This is a genomic window from Vibrio sp. SCSIO 43009 (genome assembly GCF_023716525.1).
Taxonomy (GTDB): domain Bacteria; phylum Pseudomonadota; class Gammaproteobacteria; order Enterobacterales; family Vibrionaceae; genus Vibrio; species Vibrio alginolyticus.
Window position 1 is genome coordinate 2816049 of the sequence record NZ_CP071842.1, and the last position, 25903, is coordinate 2841951.

23 protein-coding genes and 1 pseudogene are annotated in these 25903 nt (G+C 44.5%); 8 read left to right on the forward strand and 16 right to left on the reverse strand.

Going from position 1 to position 25903, the window contains the following annotated elements:
* Positions 1–36 precede the first annotated feature (36 nt).
* Positions 37–966: an N-acetylmuramic acid 6-phosphate etherase gene (gene murQ, locus J4N43_RS13070; RefSeq protein ID WP_053350227.1), complete on the forward strand. Its 930-nt coding sequence runs from the start codon at positions 37–39 to the stop codon at positions 964–966.
* 50 nt (positions 967–1016) lie between these two features.
* On the opposite strand, the gene J4N43_RS13075 is transcribed toward murQ, so the two are convergent.
* Together J4N43_RS13075 and J4N43_RS13080 are read right to left on the reverse strand one after the other, a co-directional pair.
* Positions 1017–1289: a hypothetical protein gene (locus J4N43_RS13075; protein ID WP_053350226.1), complete on the reverse strand. Its 273-nt coding sequence runs from the start codon at positions 1287–1289 to the stop codon at positions 1017–1019.
* 113 nt (positions 1290–1402) lie between these two features.
* Positions 1403–1744: a DUF2799 domain-containing protein gene (locus J4N43_RS13080; protein WP_005381912.1), complete on the reverse strand. Its 342-nt coding sequence runs from the start codon at positions 1742–1744 to the stop codon at positions 1403–1405.
* 280 nt (positions 1745–2024) lie between these two features.
* On the opposite strand from J4N43_RS13080, the gene J4N43_RS13085 reads away from it, so the two are divergent.
* The 4 genes from J4N43_RS13085 (at position 2025) to J4N43_RS13100 (ending at position 6678) form a co-directional block, all read left to right on the forward strand.
* Positions 2025–3509, forward strand: a complete 1485-nt coding sequence (locus tag J4N43_RS13085; RefSeq protein WP_005381914.1) for a carbon starvation CstA family protein — start codon at positions 2025–2027, stop codon at positions 3507–3509.
* 193 nt (positions 3510–3702) lie between these two features.
* Entirely contained in the window at positions 3703–5373 is a 1671-nt protein-coding gene (locus J4N43_RS13090; protein ID WP_005381915.1) for a sensor histidine kinase, read from the forward strand.
* 31 nt (positions 5374–5404) lie between these two features.
* Positions 5405–6133, forward strand: a complete 729-nt coding sequence (gene btsR, locus J4N43_RS13095) for a two-component system response regulator BtsR (protein ID WP_005381917.1) — start codon at positions 5405–5407, stop codon at positions 6131–6133.
* Positions 6134–6204: 71 nt separating this feature from the next.
* Positions 6205–6678 carry an arsenate-mycothiol transferase ArsC gene (locus J4N43_RS13100; RefSeq protein WP_053350225.1) on the forward strand — a complete coding sequence of 158 codons (474 nt, stop codon included), beginning with the start codon at positions 6205–6207 and terminating at the stop codon, positions 6676–6678.
* Between the two features lie 46 nt (positions 6679–6724).
* Here J4N43_RS13100 and ispH read toward each other — a convergent pair whose 3' ends face one another.
* The 6 genes from ispH to murJ all read right to left on the reverse strand — a co-directional run bounded on the left by ispH (position 6725) and on the right by murJ (position 14331).
* Entirely contained in the window at positions 6725–7690 is a 966-nt protein-coding gene (ispH, locus tag J4N43_RS13105; RefSeq protein ID WP_005381920.1) for a 4-hydroxy-3-methylbut-2-enyl diphosphate reductase, read from the reverse strand.
* A 24-nt stretch (positions 7691–7714) separates the two neighbouring features.
* A complete protein-coding gene (fkpB, locus tag J4N43_RS13110) occupies positions 7715–8146 on the reverse strand; it encodes an FKBP-type peptidyl-prolyl cis-trans isomerase (protein WP_005381922.1) in 432 nt (143 codons plus the stop codon).
* 144 nt (positions 8147–8290) lie between these two features.
* A complete protein-coding gene (gene lspA / locus J4N43_RS13115) occupies positions 8291–8797 on the reverse strand; it encodes a signal peptidase II (RefSeq protein WP_053350224.1) in 507 nt (168 codons plus the stop codon).
* Between the two features lie 73 nt (positions 8798–8870).
* Positions 8871–11699 carry an isoleucine--tRNA ligase gene (gene ileS / locus J4N43_RS13120; RefSeq protein ID WP_053350223.1) on the reverse strand — a complete coding sequence of 943 codons (2829 nt, stop codon included), beginning with the start codon at positions 11697–11699 and terminating at the stop codon, positions 8871–8873.
* Between the two features lie 64 nt (positions 11700–11763).
* Positions 11764–12699, reverse strand: coding sequence for a bifunctional riboflavin kinase/FAD synthetase (gene ribF, locus J4N43_RS13125; RefSeq protein WP_005381933.1), 936 nt, complete (start codon positions 12697–12699; stop codon positions 11764–11766).
* Positions 12700–12768: 69 nt separating this feature from the next.
* On the reverse strand, positions 12769–14331 hold the full coding sequence (murJ, locus tag J4N43_RS13130; RefSeq protein ID WP_005381936.1) for a murein biosynthesis integral membrane protein MurJ: 1563 nt from the start codon (positions 14329–14331) through the stop codon (positions 12769–12771).
* 305 nt (positions 14332–14636) lie between these two features.
* Between murJ and rpsT the strand changes: the two genes are divergently transcribed.
* Entirely contained in the window at positions 14637–14897 is a 261-nt protein-coding gene (rpsT, locus tag J4N43_RS13135; RefSeq protein WP_005381938.1) for a 30S ribosomal protein S20, read from the forward strand.
* A gap of 133 nt (positions 14898–15030) precedes the next feature.
* Here the strand turns inward: rpsT and tnpA are convergent, their stop codons facing one another.
* From tnpA to nhaR, 3 genes are all read right to left on the reverse strand, one after another.
* Positions 15031–15465 carry an IS200/IS605 family transposase gene (gene tnpA / locus J4N43_RS13140; RefSeq protein ID WP_017633711.1) on the reverse strand — a complete coding sequence of 145 codons (435 nt, stop codon included), beginning with the start codon at positions 15463–15465 and terminating at the stop codon, positions 15031–15033.
* 350 nt (positions 15466–15815) lie between these two features.
* The gene (locus J4N43_RS13145) at positions 15816–16124 is read right to left on the reverse strand and encodes an ArsR/SmtB family transcription factor (protein WP_005381940.1); all 309 of its coding nucleotides are present in this window, start codon (positions 16122–16124) and stop codon (positions 15816–15818) included.
* 288 nt (positions 16125–16412) lie between these two features.
* Positions 16413–17303 carry a transcriptional activator NhaR gene (nhaR, locus tag J4N43_RS13150; protein WP_005381942.1) on the reverse strand — a complete coding sequence of 297 codons (891 nt, stop codon included), beginning with the start codon at positions 17301–17303 and terminating at the stop codon, positions 16413–16415.
* 386 nt (positions 17304–17689) lie between these two features.
* Here nhaR and J4N43_RS13155 point away from each other — a divergent pair, with 386 nt between their 5' ends.
* Both J4N43_RS13155 and J4N43_RS13160 read left to right on the forward strand, forming a co-directional pair.
* A complete protein-coding gene (locus J4N43_RS13155; RefSeq protein ID WP_025768431.1) occupies positions 17690–18835 on the forward strand; it encodes a Na/Pi symporter in 1146 nt (381 codons plus the stop codon).
* 147 nt (positions 18836–18982) lie between these two features.
* Positions 18983–20125 (forward strand): flavohemoglobin expression-modulating QEGLA motif protein, encoded by a 1143-nt coding sequence (locus tag J4N43_RS13160; protein WP_062730733.1) that lies wholly within the window; start codon positions 18983–18985, stop codon positions 20123–20125.
* Between the two features lie 70 nt (positions 20126–20195).
* Here the strand turns inward: J4N43_RS13160 and J4N43_RS13165 are convergent, their stop codons facing one another.
* The 5 genes and pseudogenes from J4N43_RS13165 to rppH form a co-directional block, all read right to left on the reverse strand.
* Positions 20196–21047, reverse strand: a complete 852-nt coding sequence (locus J4N43_RS13165; protein WP_005381947.1) for a thymidylate synthase — start codon at positions 21045–21047, stop codon at positions 20196–20198.
* Positions 21048–21056: 9 nt separating this feature from the next.
* Positions 21057–21878 carry a prolipoprotein diacylglyceryl transferase gene (gene lgt, locus J4N43_RS13170; protein WP_005381948.1) on the reverse strand — a complete coding sequence of 274 codons (822 nt, stop codon included), beginning with the start codon at positions 21876–21878 and terminating at the stop codon, positions 21057–21059.
* An 87-nt stretch (positions 21879–21965) separates the two neighbouring features.
* Positions 21966–22757, reverse strand: coding sequence for a sulfite exporter TauE/SafE family protein (locus J4N43_RS13175; RefSeq protein ID WP_005385965.1), 792 nt, complete (start codon positions 22755–22757; stop codon positions 21966–21968).
* Positions 22758–22763: 6 nt separating this feature from the next.
* Positions 22764–25011 (reverse strand): annotated as a pseudogene (gene ptsP / locus J4N43_RS13180) (phosphoenolpyruvate--protein phosphotransferase).
* A gap of 2 nt (positions 25012–25013) precedes the next feature.
* Positions 25014–25535 (reverse strand): RNA pyrophosphohydrolase, encoded by a 522-nt coding sequence (gene rppH / locus J4N43_RS13185; RefSeq protein ID WP_005381953.1) that lies wholly within the window; start codon positions 25533–25535, stop codon positions 25014–25016.
* Positions 25536–25903 lie beyond the last annotated feature (368 nt).

Here is a 25903-nt window from a genome sequence, read left to right on the forward strand (position 1 = left end):
GGGCAATAGATCCTAAACAAAAAGGCTTAATTCATTATGACGAACGATGCACTTATCGCAGCTTTATCCCATCTGGTATCTGAAGGGCGAAATCCAGACACCATGGACATCGACTTGCTGCCTTCTCTCGATATTGTTCAACGCATCAACCAACAGGACAAACTCGTTCCTCTTGCCGTTGAAAAAGTGTTGCCTGAGATCGCTGAAGTCGTTGATAAGATCACGGAAGCATTTAAGGTCGGAGGTCGGTTGTTTTACATCGGTGCGGGTACCAGTGGTCGACTTGGCGTTTTGGACGCTTCAGAATGTCCACCAACTTTTGGCACAGATCCAGAGATGGTCGTTGGTATTATTGCCGGTGGAAAAGAGGCAATGTTCCGTGCAAAAGAAGGGGCGGAGGACGACCCTACATTAGGCGAGCAAGATCTTAAAGAGAATACGCTAACACAACGCGATGTCGTCGTTGGTATTGCGGCAAGTGGACGAACACCTTACGTGATTGGTGGCTTAGAGTATGCGAACGAGCTTGGTGCCACCACTGTAGCACTATCTTGTAACCCTGACTCTCCGATTGCAGATATTGCTGATATTGCGATTAGCCCCGTTGTTGGACCTGAAGCGTTAACGGGATCCACTCGCTTAAAATCAGGGACGGCACAAAAACTCGTACTGAACATGCTCACTACCGCAAGCATGATTCGCCTAGGCAAAAGTTATCAGAACTTAATGGTAGATGTGAAAGCGACGAATGCAAAGCTAGTTGCAAGAGCGGCTCGTATTGTTATGCAAGCAACAGATTGTACTAACCAAGAGGCTAAAACGGCGCTCAAAGAAACGGACTACGACGCCAAGTTAGCGATTTTGATGATTTTAACCGGGCTGGATAGAGAAAGCGCGACTGAGCAACTGAACGCCAAGCAAGGATATTTAAGAAAAGTCGTGATCGCGCAAACTAATCAATCTTAATCAATAAAGCGCCTCACTTATTTAAAAGTCAGGCGCCTTTATGGCTCAATTTAGTAGTTCAATCGTTCAATGTGAGTAATACCGACTTTACCTTCAAGGTCACTGAACATATGAACCATTGCTGGGTATGGTTGTGCTCCAGGGTAGACAACTTCTGCATTACAGAAAAACGCATAGTTTTGTCCGGCTACGACTTGAGTAGCCACAACCAAAGGGGAGTATTTGACACCGACAAACCCCTCGATACCTTTAGCAAATACTTCTTTATTATCTGCTGTGAGTTCATGAAATGGACTCCAGCCACCAGCCATTTGCGTTGACATAATGTGATTCCTTTTTTCTGTGCTCACTATCAAGCAGTATGAATATAGTTTAATAAGGAAGACTTTGCCACATTTATGTGATGCAGACAGTGTAACAACGGCTTTATTGACTATTAATTTGAGTATTCATTCCAACCACGTTGCCATTCCATGCGGAATTTTTGCGCTTGCTCAGTACCTTCACAAACCCCTTCGTAATACTGACCAGATAACCCCATTTGATACGCAAAAGCAGGATTACAGTACTCACGTAAACCTTCTAAATAACCTTGGTCGTAGTCACTTTGCTTAACACTACCCAATTCACGAAGCTCGCTCATCGTGCGCGATGTGTGTCCGGTTATGCCATCTTGATATCCGATCTGATGCCAATCTCCCGACTTGGCAAGATCTGCTGTCGTTGCTGTGCATCCTGCAAGTAAAGCCAGTGCCAGACCTACCGTTACCTTTTTCATGGTTCTTCCTTAAGTAATTGTTTTCAAAAATAAGCTTACCACTAATTATTGGCGCTTGCCGCTGAGCTTGCAGATTTAACCACTGATGACTCAAATCAGCAGCTCAAGACTGTCATCAACCTTTCGCCATTTTTAAAAACCGCTCAAGCAGCATATCGACCACTCAGTGCTCTATTCGACCACTCATCTACTAACCGAATGCATTTAACACAAGTGACGCATAACATGCATCCTGAGATTAAAAAATTACCCTACCCAACTAAGACCAAGGACAATTGCTATGATGTGGTTTCTAACCTGTGTCGCAGCCCTAATCGGCGGATACTTCATCTACGGCGCTTTCGTCGAGAAGATTTTCGGCATCAATGAAAAACGCCAAACGCCAGCTCACACCAAATCGGACGGTGTTGACTTCGTTCCAATGTCAACAAAGAAAGTTTACCTAGTTCAACTACTTAACATCGCAGGTGTTGGTCCAATTTTTGGCCCGATCATGGGGGCACTATACGGTCCTGCGGCGATGCTTTGGATTGTAGTCGGTTGTATTTTTGCTGGTGCAGTACACGATTACTTCTCAGGCATGCTTTCAGTGCGTAACGGCGGTGCATCTGTACCTACCATTACAGGTCGCTACCTAGGTAATGGCGCAAAACACTTTATGAATATTTTTGCCATTGTCCTATTGCTTCTAGTTGGCGTAGTGTTCGTTTCAGCCCCTGCTGGCATGATTACTAACCTCATCAATGATCAAACAAGCTTGAGCGTAAGCATGACGACGATGGTTATTGCTATCTTTGCTTACTACATCATTGCTACGATTGTTCCTGTCGATAAAATCATTGGTCGTTTCTACCCACTGTTTGGCGCCCTACTTATCTTTATGTCTGTTGGCCTAATGACAGCCGTTGCTTTCTCTAGCGAACACACAGTAATGGGTGACTTCCAAGTTTCGGACATGTTCTCTAACCTCAACCCAAATGACATGCCGTTATGGCCTGCATTGTTCATCACTATCGCATGTGGCGCTATCTCTGGCTTCCACGCAACTCAGTCTCCACTGATGGCGCGTTGTATGGAAAATGAGAAAAACGGTCGCTTCGTATTCTACGGTGCAATGATTGGTGAAGGTGTTATCGCGCTAATTTGGTGTGCTATCGCTCTGTCTTTCTTCGGCTCTCTAGACGCTCTATCAGAAGCTGTGAAAAACGGTGGCCCTGGTAACGTGGTATACAGCGCATCATTTGGTCTGCTAGGTGTGTTCGGTGGTATCCTTGCGTTCCTGGGGGTGGTTATCCTACCAATTACGTCTGGCGATACAGCGTTCCGTTCAAGCCGCTTGATCCTTGCTGAATACTTCAACATGGAACAAAAAACGCTACGTAACCGTCTACTGATGGCACTTCCACTGTTCGTTATCGGCGGTATCTTAACTCAAGTAGACTTCGGCATTATCTGGCGCTACTTCGGTTTTGCAAACCAAACAACAGCGGTAATGATGCTTTGGACTGCGTCCGCTTACCTACTGCGTCACAACAAGCTGCACTGGATTACCACTATCCCAGCTATCTTCATGACCACGGTATGTGTCACGTTCATCTTAAACAACAGCTCGCTAGGTTTTGGTCTGCCAATGCAACTATCAACTATCGTAGGTATTGTGTTTGCCCTAGCTGTGACAGGTTACGTTATCAAAACCTCTAAGGGTAAAGGTGAAACTGAACTGGCTGACGAAGAGAAACCACAAGCCGTATCAGAAACAGCGTAATACTCGTCACATCTGCGTGACTAAGATAGGAGCCTGCCAATTGCAGGCTCTTTTTGTTTTATACCCAAGTCACTTTAAGACTCAGAAAGCACAGCGCAGCATCATTTACTTAGCTGTTCTTATCTATCTGAGCCAAGCATCTTGAGGTTACTTAGGTATACAATAACAACATTGATTCTAGGTTAGGTTCACTATGGAACTGGTCATCTCCCTTTTACAACAGATGTGTGTGTACTTAGTTTTGGCTTACATGCTAAGTAAAACGCCAATCATCTTACCTTTGCTGAGTATTTCTTCGCGCTTAAGCCACCGCCTAATTTGTTACGTACTCTTCTCTGGCTTTTGTATTCTCGGCACCTATTTCGGTCTGCACATCAACGATGCTATTGCCAATACTCGTGCGATCGGCGCAGTTATGGGCGGGCTGTTTGGTGGACCTGTTGTAGGTTTCGCCGTCGGATTTACTGGTGGCATCCATCGATACTCTCTTGGTGGCTTTACTGACCTAGCCTGCGCAATTTCAACCACCGCCGAGGGCGTAATTGGTGGCTTGCTCCACGTTTACCTTATCAAGCGAAATAAAGGCGCATTGCTGTTTAATCCAAGCGTCGTATTCAGCGTCACGTTTGTTGCAGAAGTGGTGCAAATGATTTTGCTGCTCGCCGTCGCGAAACCTTTTGATCAAGCCTATGAACTGGTGTCCGCTATTGCAGCGCCTATGATCATCGCGAACTCATTTGGTGCGGCGTTGTTCATGAGTATCCTGCAAGACAGAAAAGCAATCTTTGAAAAGTTTTCTGCGACGTTTTCGCGTCGAGCGCTCACCATTGCTGATCGCTCAGTGGGAATTCTAAGCAACGGCTTCAACACCGAAAACGCAGAGAAAATCGCACGTATTATTTACGAAGAAACCAAAGTGGGCGCTGTCGCGATTACTGACCAAGAAAAGATCTTGGCGTTTGTGGGCATTGGCGATGATCACCATAAACCGAACACGCCGATTTCATCGCAAAGCACATTAGACTCCATGGAGAAAAACGACATCATTTATCTTGATGGTGCGGAGCGTCCATACCAATGCTCCATTGCAAAAGATTGCAAGCTCGGATCTGCGCTGATCATCCCACTGCGTGCAGGGAAAGAGGTCATTGGTACCATAAAGCTGTATGAACCGAAGCGTAAATTGTTCTCGACGGCCAACATGTCGATGGCGGAAGGAATAGCCCAGCTTCTATCTAGCCAAATCCTTTATGGCGATTACCAACAACAACAAGCCTTACTCGCCCAAGCAGAAATAAAATTGCTTCACGCTCAGGTGAATCCACACTTTTTGTTTAATGCACTCAATACTATTAGTGCGATTACTCGTCGTGACCCTGACAAAGCGCGCGAGCTAATCCAAAATCTATCGCACTTCTTCCGCAGCAATTTAAAGCAGAACATTAATACCGTGACGTTAAAGGAAGAGCTTGCACATGTGAACTCGTACTTGAGCATCGAAAAAGCGCGTTTTACGGACCGCTTAGAGGTTGAAATCGATATTCAACCTGAATTGCTGGACATCAAATTACCAAGCTTTACACTCCAGCCTTTGGTTGAGAATGCCATTAAGCATGGCATTTCAAACATGCTTGAAGGTGGTAAAGTTCATATATACAGCGAAGCACACCCACAAGGTCACTTGATTACCGTCGAAGACAACGCAGGCAGTTTTGAGCCGCCAAAAGAAAACCACTCAGGGCTAGGTTTAGAAATTGTCGACAAGCGTCTCACTAATCAATTTGGACGTGATGCAGCGCTAAAAATTACGTGCGAGCCACATCAATTTACTAAAATGAGCTTTATCATTCCCCCAAAATCATAAAAGCACGCTGAAGCAATAAAGGTAATGTTGGATGTTAACCGCACTCGTCATTGATGATGAACAGTTTGCTCGTGAAGAGCTAGCAGAGTTACTGGATGAAACAGGCCAAGTTGAGGTCGTGGGCGATGCCTCAAACGCAATCCTCGGCCTAAAAAAAATCAATGAACTCAAGCCTGATGTGGTGTTTCTCGATATCCAAATGCCTCAAGTCACGGGGATTGAATTACTAGGGATGCTTGATCCAGAAACCATGCCTTATGTGGTTTTTGTCACGGCTTATGATCAGTATGCGATTCAAGCATTTGAAGACAATGCCTTTGATTACTTGCTCAAACCTGTCGACCCATGCCGGCTAACTAAAACGGTAAAACGACTAAACAAAGTCATTAGCCAATCCGCCCTAACGCAACAACTGTCTGCTATTACACCTGACACGTTGGATCAGATACCGTGCATCGGACACAACCGCATCGTTATCATGGCCACCGACACGGTGGAATGTGCTTACAGTGATATCAGCGGCGTGCATGTACGCTCCACCAGCCAAACCGCGAGCACCCAACTGACATTAAAAACGTTGGAAGAGAAAACCCCTCTAGTCCGCTGCCATCGTCAATACTTAGTCAGTATTAAAGCGATTAGCGAAATCAAGTTACTGGAAAATGGGTTAGCGGAAATCATCACCAAAACAGGCTTTGAGATACCAGTAAGCCGCCGCTACTTAAAGGTGCTCAAAGAGATGCTCGGCATTAGCCACTAACACAAAAACTTCACACATCATCGCTGAGTTTCCGCTAGCGTATAAATAGGACGCTCTGAAAAGACGAGGCGATGATGTATAAAGTTTTATTCATATGTAAGCACAACGCTGGACGAAGCGTCCTCGCGGAGTCAATCGCAACCAATATCCTGTCAGCAGATTTTAGTGTCACCAGTGGAGGCTCACATCCCACAGGCAAGGTGCACCCAGTGGTGCAAAAATACTTAGATGACCACCAACTCCCCATTCCGCATACCCACACACATTCATGGGAGGAGCGAACTCAGTTTCTTCCCGACATCGTTATTATTCTCTGTGATTCTTTACATCAAGAAACCGCTCCTCAGTGGCTTGCAGGTGGTGTTCGAGTAAACTGGCAAGTTGATGCTTTTCCGACCGATGGTTCTGATGAAGACATGTACGCACATTGCGAAAAGGTTGCTCAATCGCTTGAGCGAAGAATCACGAAGATGTCTGATATGATTATCGATGGTTTAGGAAAAGACCAAATTCGTGATTACCTAAATGAGTTAAGAGAGATATAAAAAAGGCGACCCACATGTCGCCTTTTGAATATTCGATAAATGGAGACTAATCCACTTGCTTGATTTGCAGTTCTTTAGGTACTTCAAAGAACATATTCTCTTCACGGCCAAGTACTTCATCAACCGCTTCGGCACCAACGAGTTCTTTGATTCGCTCTAGAATCTGATTAACGAGCTCTTCCGGAGCAGATGCTCCCGCAGTCACGCCGACCTTTGTTTTGCCTTCGAACCACTCAGGTTTGATATCTTCCGGACAGTCGGTTAAGTAGCCAGGTGTCCCTAGCTTTTCAGCTAGCTCTTTAAGACGTGTAGAGTTTGATGAGTTTTTAGAACCCACCACAACCATCACATCTACGTCACCAGCTAATTCACGTACGGCATCTTGGCGGTTTTGTGTCGCGTAACAGATATCGTCTTTACGTGGACCTTGGATATCTGGGAACACGCGGCGTAGCTCTTCGATAACATCGGCAGTTTCATCGACAGAAAGCGTCGTTTGGCTTACGTAATGAAGATCGGATGGATCTTTCACAATCGCCTTCAGTTTCTCAACATCGGCTGGAGTTTCAACCAAGTACATACCACCGGTTTCACTGGCGTATTGCCCCATCGTACCTTCGACTTCAGGGTGACCTGCGTGACCAATCAGAACCACTTCCATATTACGACGGCTCGCACGCGCCACTTCCATATGCACTTTGGTTACTAAAGGACACGTTGCGTCAAATACGGTCAAATCACGCTGCTTGGCTTCCTGACGAACCGCCTGCGATACACCATGAGCGGAGAAAATCACAATGTTGTTGTCTGGCACTTCGTGCAGTTCTTCAACGAAGATAGCACCACGCTGTTTTAGACCTTCAACCACAAAACGGTTATGCACCACTTCATGACGCACATAAATCGGTGGCTGATACATCTCTAGCGCACGCTCTACGATGCTAATCGCGCGGTCAACACCAGCACAGAAACCACGTGGGTTAGCTAACAGGATTTTCATTTCATTGCTCATGGAAGTTATCTTTTATTTGGTTCGCTATTCTACTGACAAAATTTCGACTTCGAAAGTCACGTCTTGTCCCGCGAGTGGATGGTTGAAGTCCACAGTGACTGAATCGCCTGCAATCTCTGTAATAATGCCCGGGATTTCCATGCCATCAGGGCCACTGAAGGCCATGATTGTACCAACTTCCACTTCTGCATCACCTACAAATTTAGTGCGATCCATATAGTGAATATGATCAGGGTTTGGCATACCAAACGCGTCTTCTGCCTTTAGCTCAATCGCTTTTTGTGCGCCTGTTTCGAGGCCTATCAAGCACTGCTCAAAGTTTTCACTCAAGCTGCCATCACCCATAACAAACTTCGCTGGTTTACCCATGTTATGAGTACTATCTGCAACCGATCCGTCTTTCATTTTAATCGTAAAGTGAAGGGTTACTACCGATTCATTGGTTATTGTTGTCACGTTAATGCTTCCTTGTTCTTGGGTTATTACGCTGTCAGCTTGGTCTTTTTATACATTGATATGCTGATTGGCGCTCCAACATAATAAAAAGCGTCGCTCGAATCAACGGACGACGCTTAGGGTTATTCGATATACCGCAAAAGATTACTTGTCAGCGTCTTTTTTACGGAAGCCATCCAGAATAATCATTGCCGCACCAATACAGATCGCCATGTCAGCAAGGTTGAATGCTGGCCAGTGGTAGTTACCCCAGAAGAAGTCTAGGTAATCAACAACAAAGCCATGAACGACGCGGTCAAACACGTTGCCCACTGCACCACCAATAATCAGTGCATAAGCAATGTTGTTCCATTTTTCTTTTGCTGGAAGCTTACTCATCCAGTAGGTCAAAAGACCCGTAACAACAAACGCGATACCTGTAAATAACCAGCGCTGCCAACCAGCTTGATCGCTCAAGAAGCTGAAAGCGGCACCGTAGTTATGAACGTAAAGTAGGTTGAAGAATGGCAACACCTCAATTCGGTTTGCCCATCCGTAGCCCATGTTGCCCATCACCACCAATTTGATGCCAATATCTGCAATAAATACCAGAATTGCTAACCACAGCCAGCGAACTCCAGATTGCTTTAACGTCAGTGCTTTTTCACTCATTACTTTACCTACAAACAGCCCCAGTAAATACTGGGGCTGTTAATTTTAAAAAAAGTTCAGTCGTTCTAGGCAATTACGCGAATTTACGTACTTCACCTTCGCCGTCTACGTTAGACACACAACGACCACAGATCTTCTCGTGACCTTCGATTGTGCCTACGTCTGGCGTGTGGTGCCAACAACGGTCACACTTCTCGCCTTCAGCTGCTGCTACTTCAACAAACAAGCCTTCGATATCCGTCGCTTGTGCTGCATCCGTCTTCTCACCTAGAGGCTTAACTTTCGCAGCAGATGTTAGTAGAACAAAGCGCAGTTCATCTTCAAGTTTGTTGATCTTCGCCGCTAGTGCGTCATCAGCAAATAGAGTCACTTCAGCTTGTAGTGCACCACCAATGATTTTCTCTTTACGCGCATCTTCTAGAAGTTTGTTTACTGCACCACGAACCGCTTGGATCTCAGTCCAGAATTCGTTGTTCAGCTCTTCACCTTCAGCAAGACCGAATAGACCGTCGAACCACTCACCAGTGAATACGAACTTGTCGCGTTGACCTGGCATTTCGTTCCAGATTTCATCTGCAGTGAACGACATGATTGGCGCCATCCAACGAACTAGCGCTTCTACGATGTAGTAAAGTGCTGTCTGACAGCTACGTTGAGCGTTGCCGCCACGTTTTGCTGTGTACTGACGGTCTTTAATTACGTCTAGGTAGAAAGAGCCCATTTCGATTGAACAGAATTGCATTAGACGCTGAGTTACACCGTGTGTGTTGTACTCTTCGTATGCTTTAACAATCTCTTCTTGTGCTGCTAGTGCACGACCAACCGCCCAGCGATCTAGCGCAACCATCTCTTCAACAGGAACGATGTCTGTTTCAGGGTTGAAGCCGCTCAGGTTAGCAAGGAAGAAACGCGCTGTGTTACGGATACGACGGTACGCATCTGCGCTACGTTTTAGGATTTCATCAGAAACCGCAACTTCACCAGTGTAGTCTGTAGAAGCAACCCATAGACGAAGAATGTCAGCACCTAGCTTGTTGGTTACGTCTTTTGGCGCAACCACGTTACCGATAGATTTAGACATCTTACGACCCTGACCGTCAACCACGAAACCGTGTGTCAGTACTTGTTTGTAAGGCGCTTCGTCTTTCATCGCAATAGATGAAATTAGAGAAGACTGGAACCAACCACGGTGTTGGTCAGAACCTTCTAGGTATAGGTCTGCACTGTTGCCGTTGTACTCTTCACGAGCATCAACAACAGAGAAGTGAGTCACACCTGAATCGAACCATACGTCTAGCGTATCTAGCACTTTTTCGTATTGGTCAGCGTCAGCACCTAGTAGTTCAGCGGCATCTACATCCCACCATGCTTGAATGCCTTTCTCTTCAACCAGCTTCGCGACTTTCTCGATCAGCTCTAGCGTGTTTGGATGAAGTTCTGCTGTTTCTTTATGAACAAACAGAGCAATTGGCACACCCCAAGTACGTTGACGAGAGATACACCACTCAGGGCGACCTTCGATCATGCCTTCGATGCGGCTTTGACCCCACTCAGGCATCCACTCTACATTCTTGATTGACTCTAATGCTTTAGCACGTAGGCCAGCTTGGTCCATAGAAACGAACCATTGAGGTGTAGCACGGAAGATGATTGGAGTCTTATGACGCCAACAGTGTGGGTAGCTGTGCTCGTAAGCGTGGTGGTGTAGTAGTGCACCTTTTTCTTTTAGTACTTCTACTACTGCATCGTTCGCTTTAAATACGTGCTGACCAGCAAATAGCTCTGTATCTGGTAGGTAAACACCGTTTGAGCCAACTGGGTTTGCTACTTCTAGGTTGTACTTGTTACCAACCGCGAAGTCTTCTTGACCGTGACCAGGAGCAGTGTGAACAACACCAGTACCTGAATCAGTCGTAACGTGATCACCAAGGATCGCCGGTACAGTGAAATCGTAGAATGGGTGTTGGAATTGAGAAAGCTCTAGGTCCGCACCTTTAGCAAAGCCAAGGTTGTGGAAGTGCTCGATACCCGCACGGTCCATTACGTCTTTCGCTAGCTCAGCAGCAACGATGATACGCTCAGCGTTGTCGCCTTCTGTTTGGATAAGCACGTACTCTAGATCATCACGTAGACATACTGCGCGGTTTGCTGGCAGTGTCCAAGGTGTTGTTGTCCAGATAACGATAGATACGTCACCGTGACCTTCATGACCTTCAGTCAGCTCAAATTTAGACAACAGTGCCGCTTCGTCAGCCGCTTTAAAACGAACGTCGATAGATGGCGATACTTTATCTTTGTATTCTACTTCCGCTTCAGCAAGAGCAGAACCACAGTCTGTACACCAGTGAACAGGTTTGAAACCTTTTAGCAGGTGACCATTGCTTGCGATCTTACCAAGAGCACGAATAATGTTCGCTTCAGTAGCGAAATCCATAGTGCGGTATGGCTTGTCCCACTCACCCATGATACCAAGGCGTTTAAAGCTCTCTTTCTGACCTTCAACCTGACCTGCTGCGTATTCACGACATTTCTCGCGGAATTCCGCTGCTGTCACTTTTTGGCCTGGCTTACCTACTTTCTTCTCTACCATTAATTCGATTGGTAGACCGTGGCAGTCCCAGCCTGGGATGTAAGGTGCGTCAAAACCTGAAAGTGTTTTGGATTTAATAATAATGTCTTTAAGAATCTTGTTTAGTGCGTGACCAATATGAATGTCACCATTTGCGTAAGGAGGGCCATCGTGCAATACGAATGACTTTTTGCCTTTCTTAGCTTTACGGATTTCACCGTAAAGATCTTCTTTGTACCAACGCTTAAGCATTTCTGGCTCACGATTGGCCAGGTTGCCGCGCATTGGAAACCCTGTTTCAGGTAAGTTCAGGGTATCTTTATACTCACTCATCGATTCTTAATTCCGTTATATTGGGCGAAAATTAGACATTATGTTGAACGGTGGAATAAACCGCTCAACGCTTAAGCTGACGCAGCCACACCCTTGCTGCTTCAGCATCCAATTCGATTTGTTGTTTAAGTGCTTCAAACGACTCAAACTTTTGCTCATCTCGAAGTTTATGCAAAAGTTCCACTTCTAGTTGCTTGCCATATAAATTGGCATGAAAGTCGAATAAGTGCACTTCTAACTGTTGGCGAACACCATTGACGGTTGGTCTTTGACCAATATTAGCAACACCACCAACTGGCTTATTTCCTAAGCCAAGCGCTTGAACAACATAGACTCCGGAAACCGGAGAAACACAGCGTTTCAAAGGAATATTTGCAGTAGGGAACCCAATGGTTCGACCTAGCTTTCTTCCGTGAGAAACACGACCGCTGATGCTGTAGTTTCTTCCCAGCATCTGTTGCGCGGAATGCAAATCGTCACGCGCCAGCGCTTGACGGATAGCCGTACTGCTGACACGTAATTGTTGTAAACAAAAGCTCTGGGTACTTACGACATCAAAGCCGTATTTTTCCCCTGCTTCCTGCAGCATTGCAAAGTTACCTGTACGGCCTTTGCCAAAGCAGAAATCATCACCAACGACAAGAAACTTAACACCCAAACGCTCGACCAACAAGTCACGGATAAACTCTTCCGCGGTTAAACTTGCAAAATGGCGATTGAAATTGACACACAGTAAGCGGTCAATATCGAGCTTACTCAATTGCACGAACTTATCGCGTAATCGCGTCAACCTTGCAGGTGCCTTGTCTTTGGCAAACAGCTCCATCGGCTGAGGTTCAAAGGTCATCACAACAGAAGGCAAGGATAGCCTGTCCGCTTGCTCAGACACTTGCTGCAATACTTGTTGATGGCCTTTATGGACACCATCGAAATTGCCAATAGTCAGCACACAACCATGATGTCGCGGGTTGATATTGTGAATGCCTCTAATCAGTTCCATTGGATACTGCTTTCTGCCTCTGTTTTACTTTACACTGTGTGAAACTGACGGATTATATACTAATCACCCTCAGTCTGTCCCAGCTTTTAGGTCTTTTAAACGCGCACCAGTTAAAAATAGAACCACTAGGTAAACCACTGCTCCTAAACCGATCAACATCCCTAGCACCGCGCTTCGGTGAGCAAAGCTCCAGCCCAGCCATACTGACATATCTTCCAGTTGCCATAAGATTGCCGCCACCATCGCCGCGCCAGCAATAGCTAAACGTATAATAAAGAAGACGGTTCGCTTAGTGATTTGGTATACCTCTGCGATGTGCAGGCCACGATACAGTAGTGCCATATTCACAAATGCCGATAGTGCTGTCGCGATAGCCAAGCCAACGTAGCCATAGAAGTACGCAAAAATTGCATTAAATACCATGTTGGTCACCATCGCAATGATGCCGTATTTCACTGGCGTTTTGGTGTCTTGACGCGAGTAATACCCCGGAGCAAGCACTTTAATCAGCATAAAGTTCAACAAGCCTGAAGCGTAAGCAAAGAGTGACAGTGATGCTTGATGTACGTCTTGTGGCGAAAACTCACCTCGCATGAATAACACCATCAACATAGGTTTTGCCAGTACCATCAAACCAAGCATTGCAGGAAGGCCAAGTAAGATCACCATGCGCACCCCCCAGTCCATGGTTTGTGCGAATCCTTCATTTTGTGCGTCAACATGTTTGCGTGATAATGCTGGTAAAATCACCGTTGCAATAGCAATACCAAACAGACCTAACGGGAATTCCAACAAGCGATCTGAATAGTACAACCAACTGATCGAACCGGTTTGCAGAAAGCTGGCAATAAAAGTATCAAACAACAAGTTGATTTGGCTTACCGACACACCGAACAAAGCAGGAATCATTAAGGTTCGGATCTTCACCACGCCCGGATCGCGCCAGCCCCATTTTGGCTTAACCATAACCCCCGCTTTAATAAGGAAAGGGATTTGAAATAAGAACTGAACCAAACCACCAAGGAAAACACCGATGGCAAGACCAATCTCTGGCTGTGACATCTGCGGCGAGATAAACCATGCTGCCAAAATGATCATTACGTTGAGGAAGACGGGAGTAAACGAAGAAACCGCAAACTTACCTAGTGTATTAAGAATGGCTCCCGATAGGGCAACAAAAGTGATGAACCATAAATAAGGAAAGGTAATCTTGAGCATCACGCTAGCAAGTTCGAACTTCTCAGCCGCGGGACCACCATGCATCCAGTCTAGGAACCAACCAAAACCAAACAGTGCAGTCACCACACCGGAACCTAGAACACCTAAGATGGTAACAATTGAGACTATCACCCCCAACGTGCCCGCTGCACGAGCAATGAGCTCCCGAGTTTTATCCATGTCGCCTTGAGCATGGCTTTCCGTTAAAACAGGTACAAACGCTTGGGAAAAAGCACCTTCAGCAAACAAACGTCGTAAAAAATTAGGAATTTTATTGGCGAAGAAAAAGACGTCTGCGCTTGCTCCTGCCCCCATTAAATTTGCCACTACAACATCACGAACTAGGCCAAGAACGCGGGAAATAAATGTCATAGCACTGACGATCATGCCAGACTTGAGTAGTCGTTTACTCACTGTAACCTCGGAATATCACCATAAGACAGCTAACCCTATACTGTTTCTCTGACAGGTGCTGCAAATAGACGTCAAAAATCTATCCGCGGGTTGTAAGGAATAAGTGTGCCTTTCGCGGATAATTATTAGCATTGGTATAAAAATGCTGTTAGAATCCCCGCCATCTTAACCGCGATAACCTCTCTTACCAAAATTTGTTTTGGCTTAGATCGGTTTTTGCACAAATCATTTGACATTTAAGCGCAAATGAGGGATATTCCTCGCCCTTAAATTGTCACAGAACTAAGTTTTTGGGAGTTAGACCCTTGGCAAATAGTAAATCTGCTAAGAAGCGCGCTATCCAAGCTGAGAAACGTCGTCAGCACAATGCTAGCCGTCGCTCAATGATGCGTACTTACATGAAGAAAACTGTTGCTGCTATCGAAGCAGGCGACAAAGAAGCTGCAACTGCTGCATTCGCTGTAGTTACACCTATCCTAGACCGCATGGCAACTAAAGGCCTTATTCACAAGAATAAAGCAGCTCGCCATAAGTCTCGTTTCGCTGCACAAATCAAAGCTCTTTAATAGAGTCCTGATTTTACAGTGAAGAAAAAACCGACCTTGTGTCGGTTTTTTTATATCTACAAAATTTTCTTAGTAAATTACCACCTTCTAAAGAAGGTGGCTTTGTGTGAGCCCCCTAAAAGGGGGCCTTTGTTTAGTCCAGCGCCAATTGCTGCTGCTCTACTCGCTCTTGCTTCTCTTGATGTCTTACATATCGGCGTATTATTTCTTCATTGATTCCAACACTATCGACAAAATAGCCTCTTTGCCAAAAGTGATTACCCCAAAGCCTGTTCTTCCTAAGGTGAGGAAACTTGCTAAATAGCTTTAAGGCTATTTTGCCTTTCAATACCCCCATCAACTTGGATATCGAAAGCTTTGGTGGGACCTTTACAACTAAATGTACGTGGTCAACTTGTACGTTTAGCTCTACGACTTCACATCCAAGTTGATTACAGTAAACATAAATACATCGATAAACTTCTTTACCTATATTGTTCTTCAAGATCCTAAATCGATACTTTGGCGTCCACACTATATGGTATTGACAACGCCAAAATACGTGGGAAGCTTGATTGTATCTACTCATGTTATTTGTCCTCTTTGACTTCTGGAAAAATCAAAGACGCATTTAGCATGAGTAGTTTTACAGGCAAAGCCGAAACGGATGATAACCACCTACTGAAGTAGGTGGTTTAGGGCTGAAAATAAAAAAAGCTGGCAATGCCAGCTTTTCTTTTTCTGAATGTCCCATTTAAAGACATCAGCTTATTCATTACCCATATAACGCTCAAACTAGAAACCACTAATAAAACACTTGAGAACAAAGCAAATTGGCCGATGAGTAGTACCCTATCATCAAAAGTTTAACGCCACTCTCAAATATTCCAACAAGTTAGATTCACACTCTAAGATGAGCAGTATATTAGGACTATTTAATTAATGTTGAGCACTCTCAGCACAATAAAGACTATGCAGTGTTTTTATTAACGCTTTCACTTCATCACTCTTTAATGTGTAGTACACCGTTTGTGCTTCTTTCCTTGTCGTGACTAACTCATCACGGCGAAGCCAAGCAAGATGCTGAGATAATGCCGACTGGCTTAGCTCTAACTTTGCACACAGCTCTCCCACGGACAGCTCTTGGTTATGCAGCATACAAAGGATTTGTAGGCGTCTCTCGTTTGCCATCGCTTTGAGCAACACGACGGCTTTTGCGGAGTTCTGCTCCATTTCTTGTAGATTCATGTGTTGGACCTCTAGCTACAACTTACTTATTCCAACCCTGGCCAGCTTGTTGTGTTGCACTGATTTATATATCTAAGAAAATCAAGATACACTTCCAGAGTCTTCATTATTAGAACCTCTAATTTAGTTGTTAGTGATACACCAATATTATCCACCAAGGATTTTAATTGGTGCGCCATCAATAATTAATAGTTTTGCTCACTAAAACAAGTATCTTGCTTACTTAGATATTATTTAGAATTATATTTTTATTGATAGTAATCTATTTATTTACGCAACGATACGGGTTTACTCAAACATTTGACTGAAATCAGCATCACAAACATTTTTTACCGCGGGGTGTTGGATCATTCGTTCCGCAAAAATCACGTAGTACTCTTCTTTTAGCCCATCGACATGGCCAATTAGCTGTAAATTTCGGTCGTCTTCAATCTCCGACATGTATACGGTCGGTGCCAAGAAAATCACATCATCGTGGTACCGAGCAAAAGCTTTCATCAACGCAACATCATCAAACTCCCCCAGCACATTGGGTTGAAGACCTTGACGATCAAACCATTGAATAACTTTACGCCCCATAGCCGTTCGGCTCGCGGGAATCAGAAGTTTTTTTTGTTCCAAGATCTCAGGGAATCGCACATTTTCAATTTCAGAAGAAGCAAAAAAGCTCATGCTACTTTCACCTAACTTTTTACTATAAAGGCCAGGACTTTGAGTAGAATCAACGGGACAATCCGAAAGGATCATATCTAGCTTGTGCTGAGAAAGGCGTTCAAGTAGCAGTTCGTGGGTCGATTCATAACAGCGTAAATGAATACTGTTATCTTCCGGGACGGTCGTCATCAGTACTTTACTGACCAAGCGTTTAGATAATGCATCGGCTACACCAACTTCAAATAGAATGTTCGAGTGCTGGCTGTAATTGACGATATCTAACATCTCATAGCTCAAACCGAACATCCGGTCGGCGTACTTAAACACAAGCTGACCTAACTCAGTGGGCTCAACTGTACGACCATTGCGCTTGGTTAACTTTCCTTTCATGCGCTCTTCAAGCGCTTTAATCTGTCCTGTCACGGTTTGCGGTGTCAGGAAGAGCGCGTCAGCCGCCTTAGTTACAGAGCCCTGTTTGCACACCATCCAGAAATAATAGAGATGGTTGTAGTTTAGATGTGACATGATCGAGTCCCGAAAAGAAAGTGATACTTTTTATACCAAATGTGACAGAGACAAACAATAAACTCGACAAAACCATACAATACCTTACAAAAGCATAAGTTTTACCGAAAGTATAAAGTCAACACTGTCATAAAAGTTGAACTGAGGCGCATTTTCTCTACAAAAAAAACGCAAAAACCAAACAAAACGAAATCAAAATTTAACCATTAAAATCAACAATTTAAAAATTAATTTTCTTCCTCTTTTACGCCATTATCAAAAAGAACAATAAAAATCTCTCACAGCAAGAAATCTGTAATATTACTGAAATATTTGTTCTCTAACATCGCCCGCAGATTCAACTACAGACCGAAAAATGAACTGAAAGGTCAACGGAGAAAATTATGATGAACCAAGCTACTTCAACAGTGGCACCAATTTCGAGCACAGCTCGTTGGTTACGCTGGGCTAACTTGGCATTCATGTTATATCTGCTTCTTCTAGCAGTATCTATGGTTGGTAGTGGCTTTAAATGGGCAACTGGCGATCAAGCTAAGGTGCTATTTGAATTTGCCGCACACCCAGTTGCAGGTCTAATGATCGGCTTGGTGGCAACAGCCTTAATTCAGTCTTCAAGTACTGTAACGTCTATTATTGTAGGCTTGGTTGCAGGTGGCTTACCTGTAGAAACCGCTATCCCTATGGTGATGGGTGCTAACATTGGTACCACAGTGACCAATACGCTTGTATCTCTTGGCCACGTGCGCTGTAAAGAAGAGTTCAAACGTGCATTTGCAAGTGCAACCATTCACGACTTCTTCAACTTGCTTGCTGTCGCTATTTTCCTTCCGTTGGAAATGATGTTCGGCATTTTAGAGAAAGTTTCTCACTGGCTTGTTTCTCCACTGCTTGCTACTGGTGATATGAGCATTAAAGGCTTCAACTTTATTAAACCAATTACAAAGCCAGTCGTAGGCGCAATTAAAGAGCCACTTTCTACCTTCGGTGATACTGTTGGCGGCGTCATGCTTATTGCTTTGGGTATTGCGACTATCTTCGTTGCAATCACAGTGATGGGTAAATTAATGAAGAGCCTAATGGTTGGTCGCGCACGTGAAATTTTGAAAAACGCCATCGGTCGTGGTCCTATTCACGGCATCGTATCAGGCTCAATCGTGACCGTTCTAGTACAATCTTCCTCAACCACGACAAGTTTAATGGTTCCGTTGGTTGGTACTGGCGTGTTGAAAGTACGAGATATCTACCCTTTCACTCTGGGTGCTAACATTGGTACTTGTATTACGGCACTACTAGCAGCGACAGCGGTATCTGGAGAGTTCGCAGTATTCGCACTACAAATCGCTCTAGTCCACTTAGTATTTAACATCATGGCGACGCTGTTTATCTTTGGAATTCCATTCCTACGTGAGATTCCGGTTAAAGGCGCTGAGATGATTTCTGAAATGGCTATTAAGAATAAAGCAGTTGTTGGTGGTTACCTAATGTCAGTATTCGTTATTCTACCAGGTGCAATTCTAGCCCTAACAACGTAACAACAACGACATACCATCGCTTATTGTTTAGGCTCCACATCGTGGAGCCTTTTTTATGATAATTAAACTGTTCAAATCGATTGTCCGGTGATAATTTGAGCCACATCAGCATGCTTATGCTGAGCTATCTCATTTGGAGTCGACAACATGACGCAGCTTAATGACGCTATTTCTGATCAGCTACTCGCAATAGACGAAAACCTAACCCAACTGGTTGCTGATATTGATATCCTTAGTAGCGTGAATCCTCTTAATTATGCTCAAGAAAGAGAACGTTTCATTAAAAACAAATATTCTCAAGAGCCTAATTTTCAATATTCAATTACTAACGTAGATACCCACAGTGCAAAGCGACGTCTATATGAGCTACCTCTAGAAAACATTCAAGACACCCAACTGCAGAGGCTGTACGCGGATGTAATTCAGTCTTATGCAGATAAACTGGATCAAGTGAATACCATAGGCACGCAAGAGTTTCTTTATAACTCCTTACGCTATTATGGGGAACCGAGCGCCAAAGATATTGCCAACGCCCATTTCATATTGCACCTTCCTACAGAAGAAGAAAAAGAACCTCAGCACGATAGCCGTGCAATAGCACGTTTCATGCAAAATTTTGCTCAACGCAATGGGTATGAATGTGAAATACAGGTGTTGGACGGGATGTTAGCAAACGCACTAGTTTCAGGGTCTCGAGTCAAAATTAACCACGCGGCGTACATCACCACTGATGAGCTGGAGGCTCTTGCACATCATGAAATGGGAGTACATCTCCTGACTACGCTTAACGGTCGTCAACAACCGCTAAAAGTCCTGAGCTTAGGTTGTCCTGCCAATACCAACACTCAAGAAGGGCTGGCTATATTATGTGAGTATCTGTCAGGACATTTCAGTATCAAGCGCCTAAGAACCTTAGCCTTACGAGTTCTGGCAGTAGAGTCGATGATCAAGGATCGCGATTTCCGCCATACGTTCATGCTATTAAAAGAACAGTATAAAGCTTCTGATCTTCAAGCATTTACAACGACTGCCCGAGTCTATCGAGGTGGAGGTTTAACGAAGGATTACTTGTATCTTAGAGGATTCCGAGAGGTGCTCAATGCCTATGATAAATTGGGCGATGACTTTTCACTATTGTTGTGCGGGAAAACTGAGCTGAAGTACTTTGAGCTTATCCGTTCATTAGTGAGTAAAGAAATATTCACTCAACCTAAGTTTATTAGCCCGGCACTATCCACACCGATGCAGACCAGCCCAATTCACCGTTATATTGTCAGTGCACTAAAATAATACCTTCTAAGTACAAAAAAGAAAAAAGCTCCACTCGGAGCTTTTTCTATATCTTGAAGAACGATACTCGTTACACTGAGAATGGGTAACGAATAGGATCGTGATGCTCGTACCCTTCAACCCAAAAGTCATCCAGTGTGACCCATGTTTCCAAATCTTCTAGAGATTTAATCTCTGGGTTGATATGGAACGTCGGCGCTTTTAATGGCTCACGCTTCAACTGAACATCGCGCATCAGTTCAAGCTGGTCTTCATAAATGTGAGCATTCACAATCTTATGAAATGCCTGACCAGGTTTCTTGCCCGTAATTTGCGCCATAATCGCCAAGAATACGTAAACTTGAACCATATTGAAGTTTAAGCCAAGCGGTACATCACACGAACGCTGAGTACTATTCAGGTAAAGCGTATCATCCAGCAATGAAAAATGGTGACTGTACATACAAGGACGCAAGCACCCCATGTGGAACTCACCCGGGTTGTAGAAGTTCAAGATTTCACCGCGATCATCAACACCACGCGTTAAGTCATCCACTATCTTACGTAGCTGGTCAACATGACCACCATCAGGTTTCGCCCAGGCGCGCCCTTGAACCCCATAGACACGGCCCATGTCGTCTTCGCCTTTACGGTATGGGTTATTCAACCAGGCATCATTTAGGTTGGCATTGGCATCCCAGGTTTTCGTGCCCAGCTTACGAAAATCTTCCGCATTATCGTAACCACGAATATACCCTAATAGCTCTGCAACGGCCGCTTTCCAAAAACTTTTACGTGTGGTGACCAACGGAAATTGATTGTTCGCAACATCGTAGGTTAAATCCGCGTTGATTACGGTCAGGCAGCGCTTGCCTGTACGCTCATTTTCAACCCAAACACCTTGGTCAACGATGCGTTGACACAAATCTAAATACTGTTTCACACCAATACCTTACTTCGTCTTTTGTGGTAATTCGTCTTTGTAATGACCACGTTTGTATGCCCAAACCATCATGAGGACACCGATAACCACCATTGGCAGGGATAAAATCTGTCCCATGGAAATAAAGCCACCGAATAACCCCAAATGAGCGTCTGGTTCGCGCACGTATTCTACTAGGAAACGGAAGGTTCCGTAACCCGCAAGAAAGAGTCCTGAAACAGAACCTAGAGGACGAGGTTTCTTGATGAACCAATTCAAAATGAAGAAAAGGACGATACCTTCAAGCGCCATTTCATAAAGCTGTGATGGATGACGTGGCAGTGGACCGCCATTTGGGAAAACGATCGCCCAAGGCACATCCGTTACTCGGCCCCACAACTCGCTGTTCATGAAGTTACCTAAACGCCCCATACCCAAACCAAATGGCACAAGCGGCGCGATAAAGTCAGCAACACCGAAGAAAGTTCGCCCGTTTTTGTGTGCATACCAGAACATCGCAGTAATCACACCCAGTAAGCCCCCGTGGAAAGACATACCACCGGTCCACACTTTAAATAGATACAAAGGGTCAGCCAGGAAGAGCTCAAAATTGTAGAAAAGCACGTAGCCTACACGGCCACCAATCACCACGCCAAGGAAGCCTGCGAACAACAAATCAGAAACCTGCTCTCGTGTCCAACCACTTCCAGGCTTATCCGCACGTCGGTTCGCTAACCATAGAGCAAACATAAAGCCAACAAGGTACATCAAACCGTACCAACGAACCGAAACAGGACCAATAGAGATTAAAACCGGATCAATATTGGGAAATTCAATATATCCCTGAGACATAAATCATTCTCTTCTTATCACAACAAAATAAATATACCCAAGTAACCTCTAGATGCTTGGTTCAGCGAGAATGACTTGGGTACAAACTTAGAGCAGCATGGTCGCTGCAACAAACATTAAGAACACCGCGAATATCTTTTTTAATACCGCAGTTGGAAGGTTAGTTGCGAGCTTCGCACCCACTTTTGTTGTGAGCATCGAGGCCATAGCAATCGCTAATAAAGCGGGAAGATAAACATAGCCAATACTGTATGAAGGTAAGCCTTCCACTTTATAGCCATGTAAGATGAAGCCGATCATACCAGAAATAGCAATCACGCAACCACAAACGGAGGATGAGCCCACCGCTTTACGCATCTCTATCCCATGTTTATTTAAAAATGGTACCGACAGTGAGCCACCACCAATACCAGCAAGGCTTGATACGACACCAATTCCCGTGCCGTAAACTACAGTCACAGGGCTGCTCGGCATAGGTTTACTGCTCGTAACTTTAATGGAACGAAACATTTGTACTGACAGGCAAAGAACAATGACACCAAACACTTTCGGCAAATAGTGTGTAGGGATCCACTCAGCAATATTGGCACCAACAAAGCCACCAATGACCACACCAGGCATCAACCATTTTACGACAAACATATCGACATTGCCGAGCTTAAGGTGATTCATCGCCGATGAGCCAGACGTGACAATAATACTCGCTAACGAAGTGGCTAAGGCCATGTGCATACTCATTTCTGGAGAGATCCCAGCAAGAGGAAGCAAATACAACAAGGCAGGAACAACAATCAAACCACCACCGATACCGAGTAACCCCGCCATCACACCCACAAAAGCGCCTAGCGCCAACAATAACAAAAATAAAGAGACGGTCACGATTTCCTACTTTTTACCTGCACGGATAAAGCCCGCAAAGCCCTGTTGAATGAAGAAGTCATGCATCATTTGATGAATGTCCTCCCCATAGGACTTTGTCATTGCTTGCTCCGCTAATTTTTCTAATTCTTCTTGTTGGCTATGACGAATCAAATATTTCACCTTAGCCACATTGGAGGTGTTCATACTCAAACTGGTATACCCTAACCCAAGTAAGAGAAGAGCGCCAAATGGATCACCCGCTAGCTCACCACAAATACACACGGGCACCTGATATTTATCACACACCTCATGGATTTGCTTAAGCGCTAACAGTACCGCAGGATGCATAGATTCATAGACATCCGCTACGCGCGAATTGTTCCTATCTACCGCTAATAAATACTGAGTTAAATCATTTGTCCCGACAGAAACAAAATCAACACGGTGAGCAATCGTTGGCAACAGATACACCATCGATGGTACTTCAATCATGACCCCAATTTGTGGGAATTGAATTCTATCATCAAGCAAAACGGCTTCGCTGTGAGCTTGATTAATCAAGCTAATGGCATCGTCTAGCTCTTTTACCCCTGACACCATTGGCAATAAGATACTTAAGTTTCCGCTTTCTGCACTCCCTCTTAACATTGCACGCAGCTGGATCAAGAAAATGTCTGGATGATCCAATGTAAAACGAATGCCACGCCAGCCTAGAAACGGATTATCTTCTTCGATGGGCAAATACGGCAAAGGTTTGTCACCACCAATATCCAAAGTACGCATCACTACTCGTTGATTCGGATAGCTGTTAAGTATTGCTTGGTATTGATGATACTGCTCATCTTCCGAAGGAAAGTGATGCTGAAGTAAAAATGCAATCTCAGTTCGGTACAACCCAACACCATCAACACCTGTGTTGATGGCAATATTACTGTCTGCACTGAGTCCCGCATTCAGCATAATTTCGATATGGTGATTATCTTGCGTAACCGCAGGGAGTGCGAGGTCCTTTGTTTACCATGGCAAACAATTCAGACTCTTCGCTTACTAAGCTGCGATACTCTCGCAACAACTGGCGGTTTGGCTCTAAGAAGATCTCACCCGTATAGCCGTCGACTATCCCGAGTTTGCCATTAACCACATCCGGATTAATGTTGGCGCCCATGACTGCAGGGACCCCAAGAGCTCGAGATAAAATGGCAGCGTGAGAGTTAGCGCCTCCCTCTAATGATACGACAGCTAACAAAAACTCTTTAGGTACAGAAGCGAGCAAGGTGGCAGTGAGTTCATTCGCCACCAAAATAATGGGACGATTAATTGCAGAATTTTCTTGCTCGCTGTTGTGTAGAAAATAGAGCAGCCTTTGCCCTAACTCTCGGATATCTTGCGCTCTTTCACGCATGTATACATCCGACATTCTGGCAAATCGATTCGAGTATGACTCTACAACTTGGCGTAACGCCCAGTCTGCCCTATCTCCTTTTTCAATCTGCTTCTTCAAATCACCGCGAAGCATCGGATCATTCAGTAAGTGAGTAAACAGATCGAAGATCGCAAGCGCATCTTTGTTGATTTCACTGTCCAGCTTTTTCCGCATACGGCGAAAGTCATTTAACGCTCGCTCTATGGCCACCAGTAGTGTCTCGTGCTCGCGTTCCTTATCTAACGTGGACGAAGGGAAAACATCCGATAAACTCGGCTGGGTATTGTCGAACCAAAACTCTCCAATCGCGACACCAGTAGACGCAGGCAAACCTTTTAATACCGTGGGTTTAGATGCTAACTGCCAATGCCCAAGATTCTGCGCATGTGCAATGAGCACCGCTAACTGAGCGGATAAGGTAACAAGAAACGATTCTTCCATTTCACTAAACAAGCGCGGCGTTTTTTGTTGGATCACCAACACACCTAAAACTTGTTTACGATGAATGATTGGAGTAGCTAAAAAAGAGTGGTAAATCTGTTCGCCGAGTTGAGGAAAGAATTTGAACTCGGGGTGTTTTGAGGCTTCGGCAAGGTTAAGGGGTTCAGCGCTTCGTTTTACCAACCCAACCAAGCCTTCATTGAAGTTGATATGAATACTATCACCTTCAAAAATAAGGCCTTGAGTTGCCATTAACTCAAGGCGCTGCATTTCTTCATTAGCAAGATAGATAGTACAGCACTCAGTACTAAGGGCAGCACAAGTCTCTTTCACCAATATATCGAGTGCCAGATGCACATCATCGACCCTGGAGACTTTCTCAACTATTTCCCTTAGCTGACTGAGCATGATTATCCTCTACGTTGCTTTTTTCTTTTCCCTTTCGCTTTTCTCTCTCGAAAAGGCATGGCTAAGGATGCAAATTCTTTCATCGCTCGTCGATAAACATCTCGCTTGAAAGAAACAACTTGCCTAACTGGATACCAGTAACTTACCCAGCGCCAACCATCAAATTCAGGGGATTTTCCGCGTTGCATATTAATGCGAGACTCATCGCATTCTAATCTCAGCAGAAACCATTTCTGTTTTTGGCCGATACAAACAGGCTTGGAGTCCCAACGCACCAATCGCTTTGGTAGCTTATATCTTAACCAATGACGACTTGTTGCAATGATCTTAACGTCTTTTTTCGTTAAACCGACTTCTTCGTATAACTCCCTGAACATGGCTTGTTCAGGGGTTTCACCTTCGTCAATCCCACCTTGTGGAAATTGCCATGAGTGTTGCCCGTATCGTTTAGCCCAGAAGACCTGACCATGGTTATTACATATCACAATACCAACATTAAGTCGGTAACCATCGCCATCTATCACTGGCTAACCTCTATGAATAAATTTTTTATTACCGTGATTTTTCCACATATCCCCATTACTAGCAAACTTACTGATGTGATATGAGCAAGATTTATTACCTTTTCAGCATTTTTGGATATCTTTTAATCAAACCATACCTTATCAACACAAGAGTGAGACATTGCCCACATTTATTCACCTTTTCTGTGAATAACTTTGTGAAGAATTCAATTCAAATGAGTAATTCAGTTCAATCCCATCAAAAGCAAAACAAATAAAGAAACAAAAAAACAAACATAAGACATTGATAAAAAAGTATTTATTTTTAAAAATAACGATAATTAGATCTTCAGTTTCTTGATGATCTTTTCACCAAACTCAGATCGGTC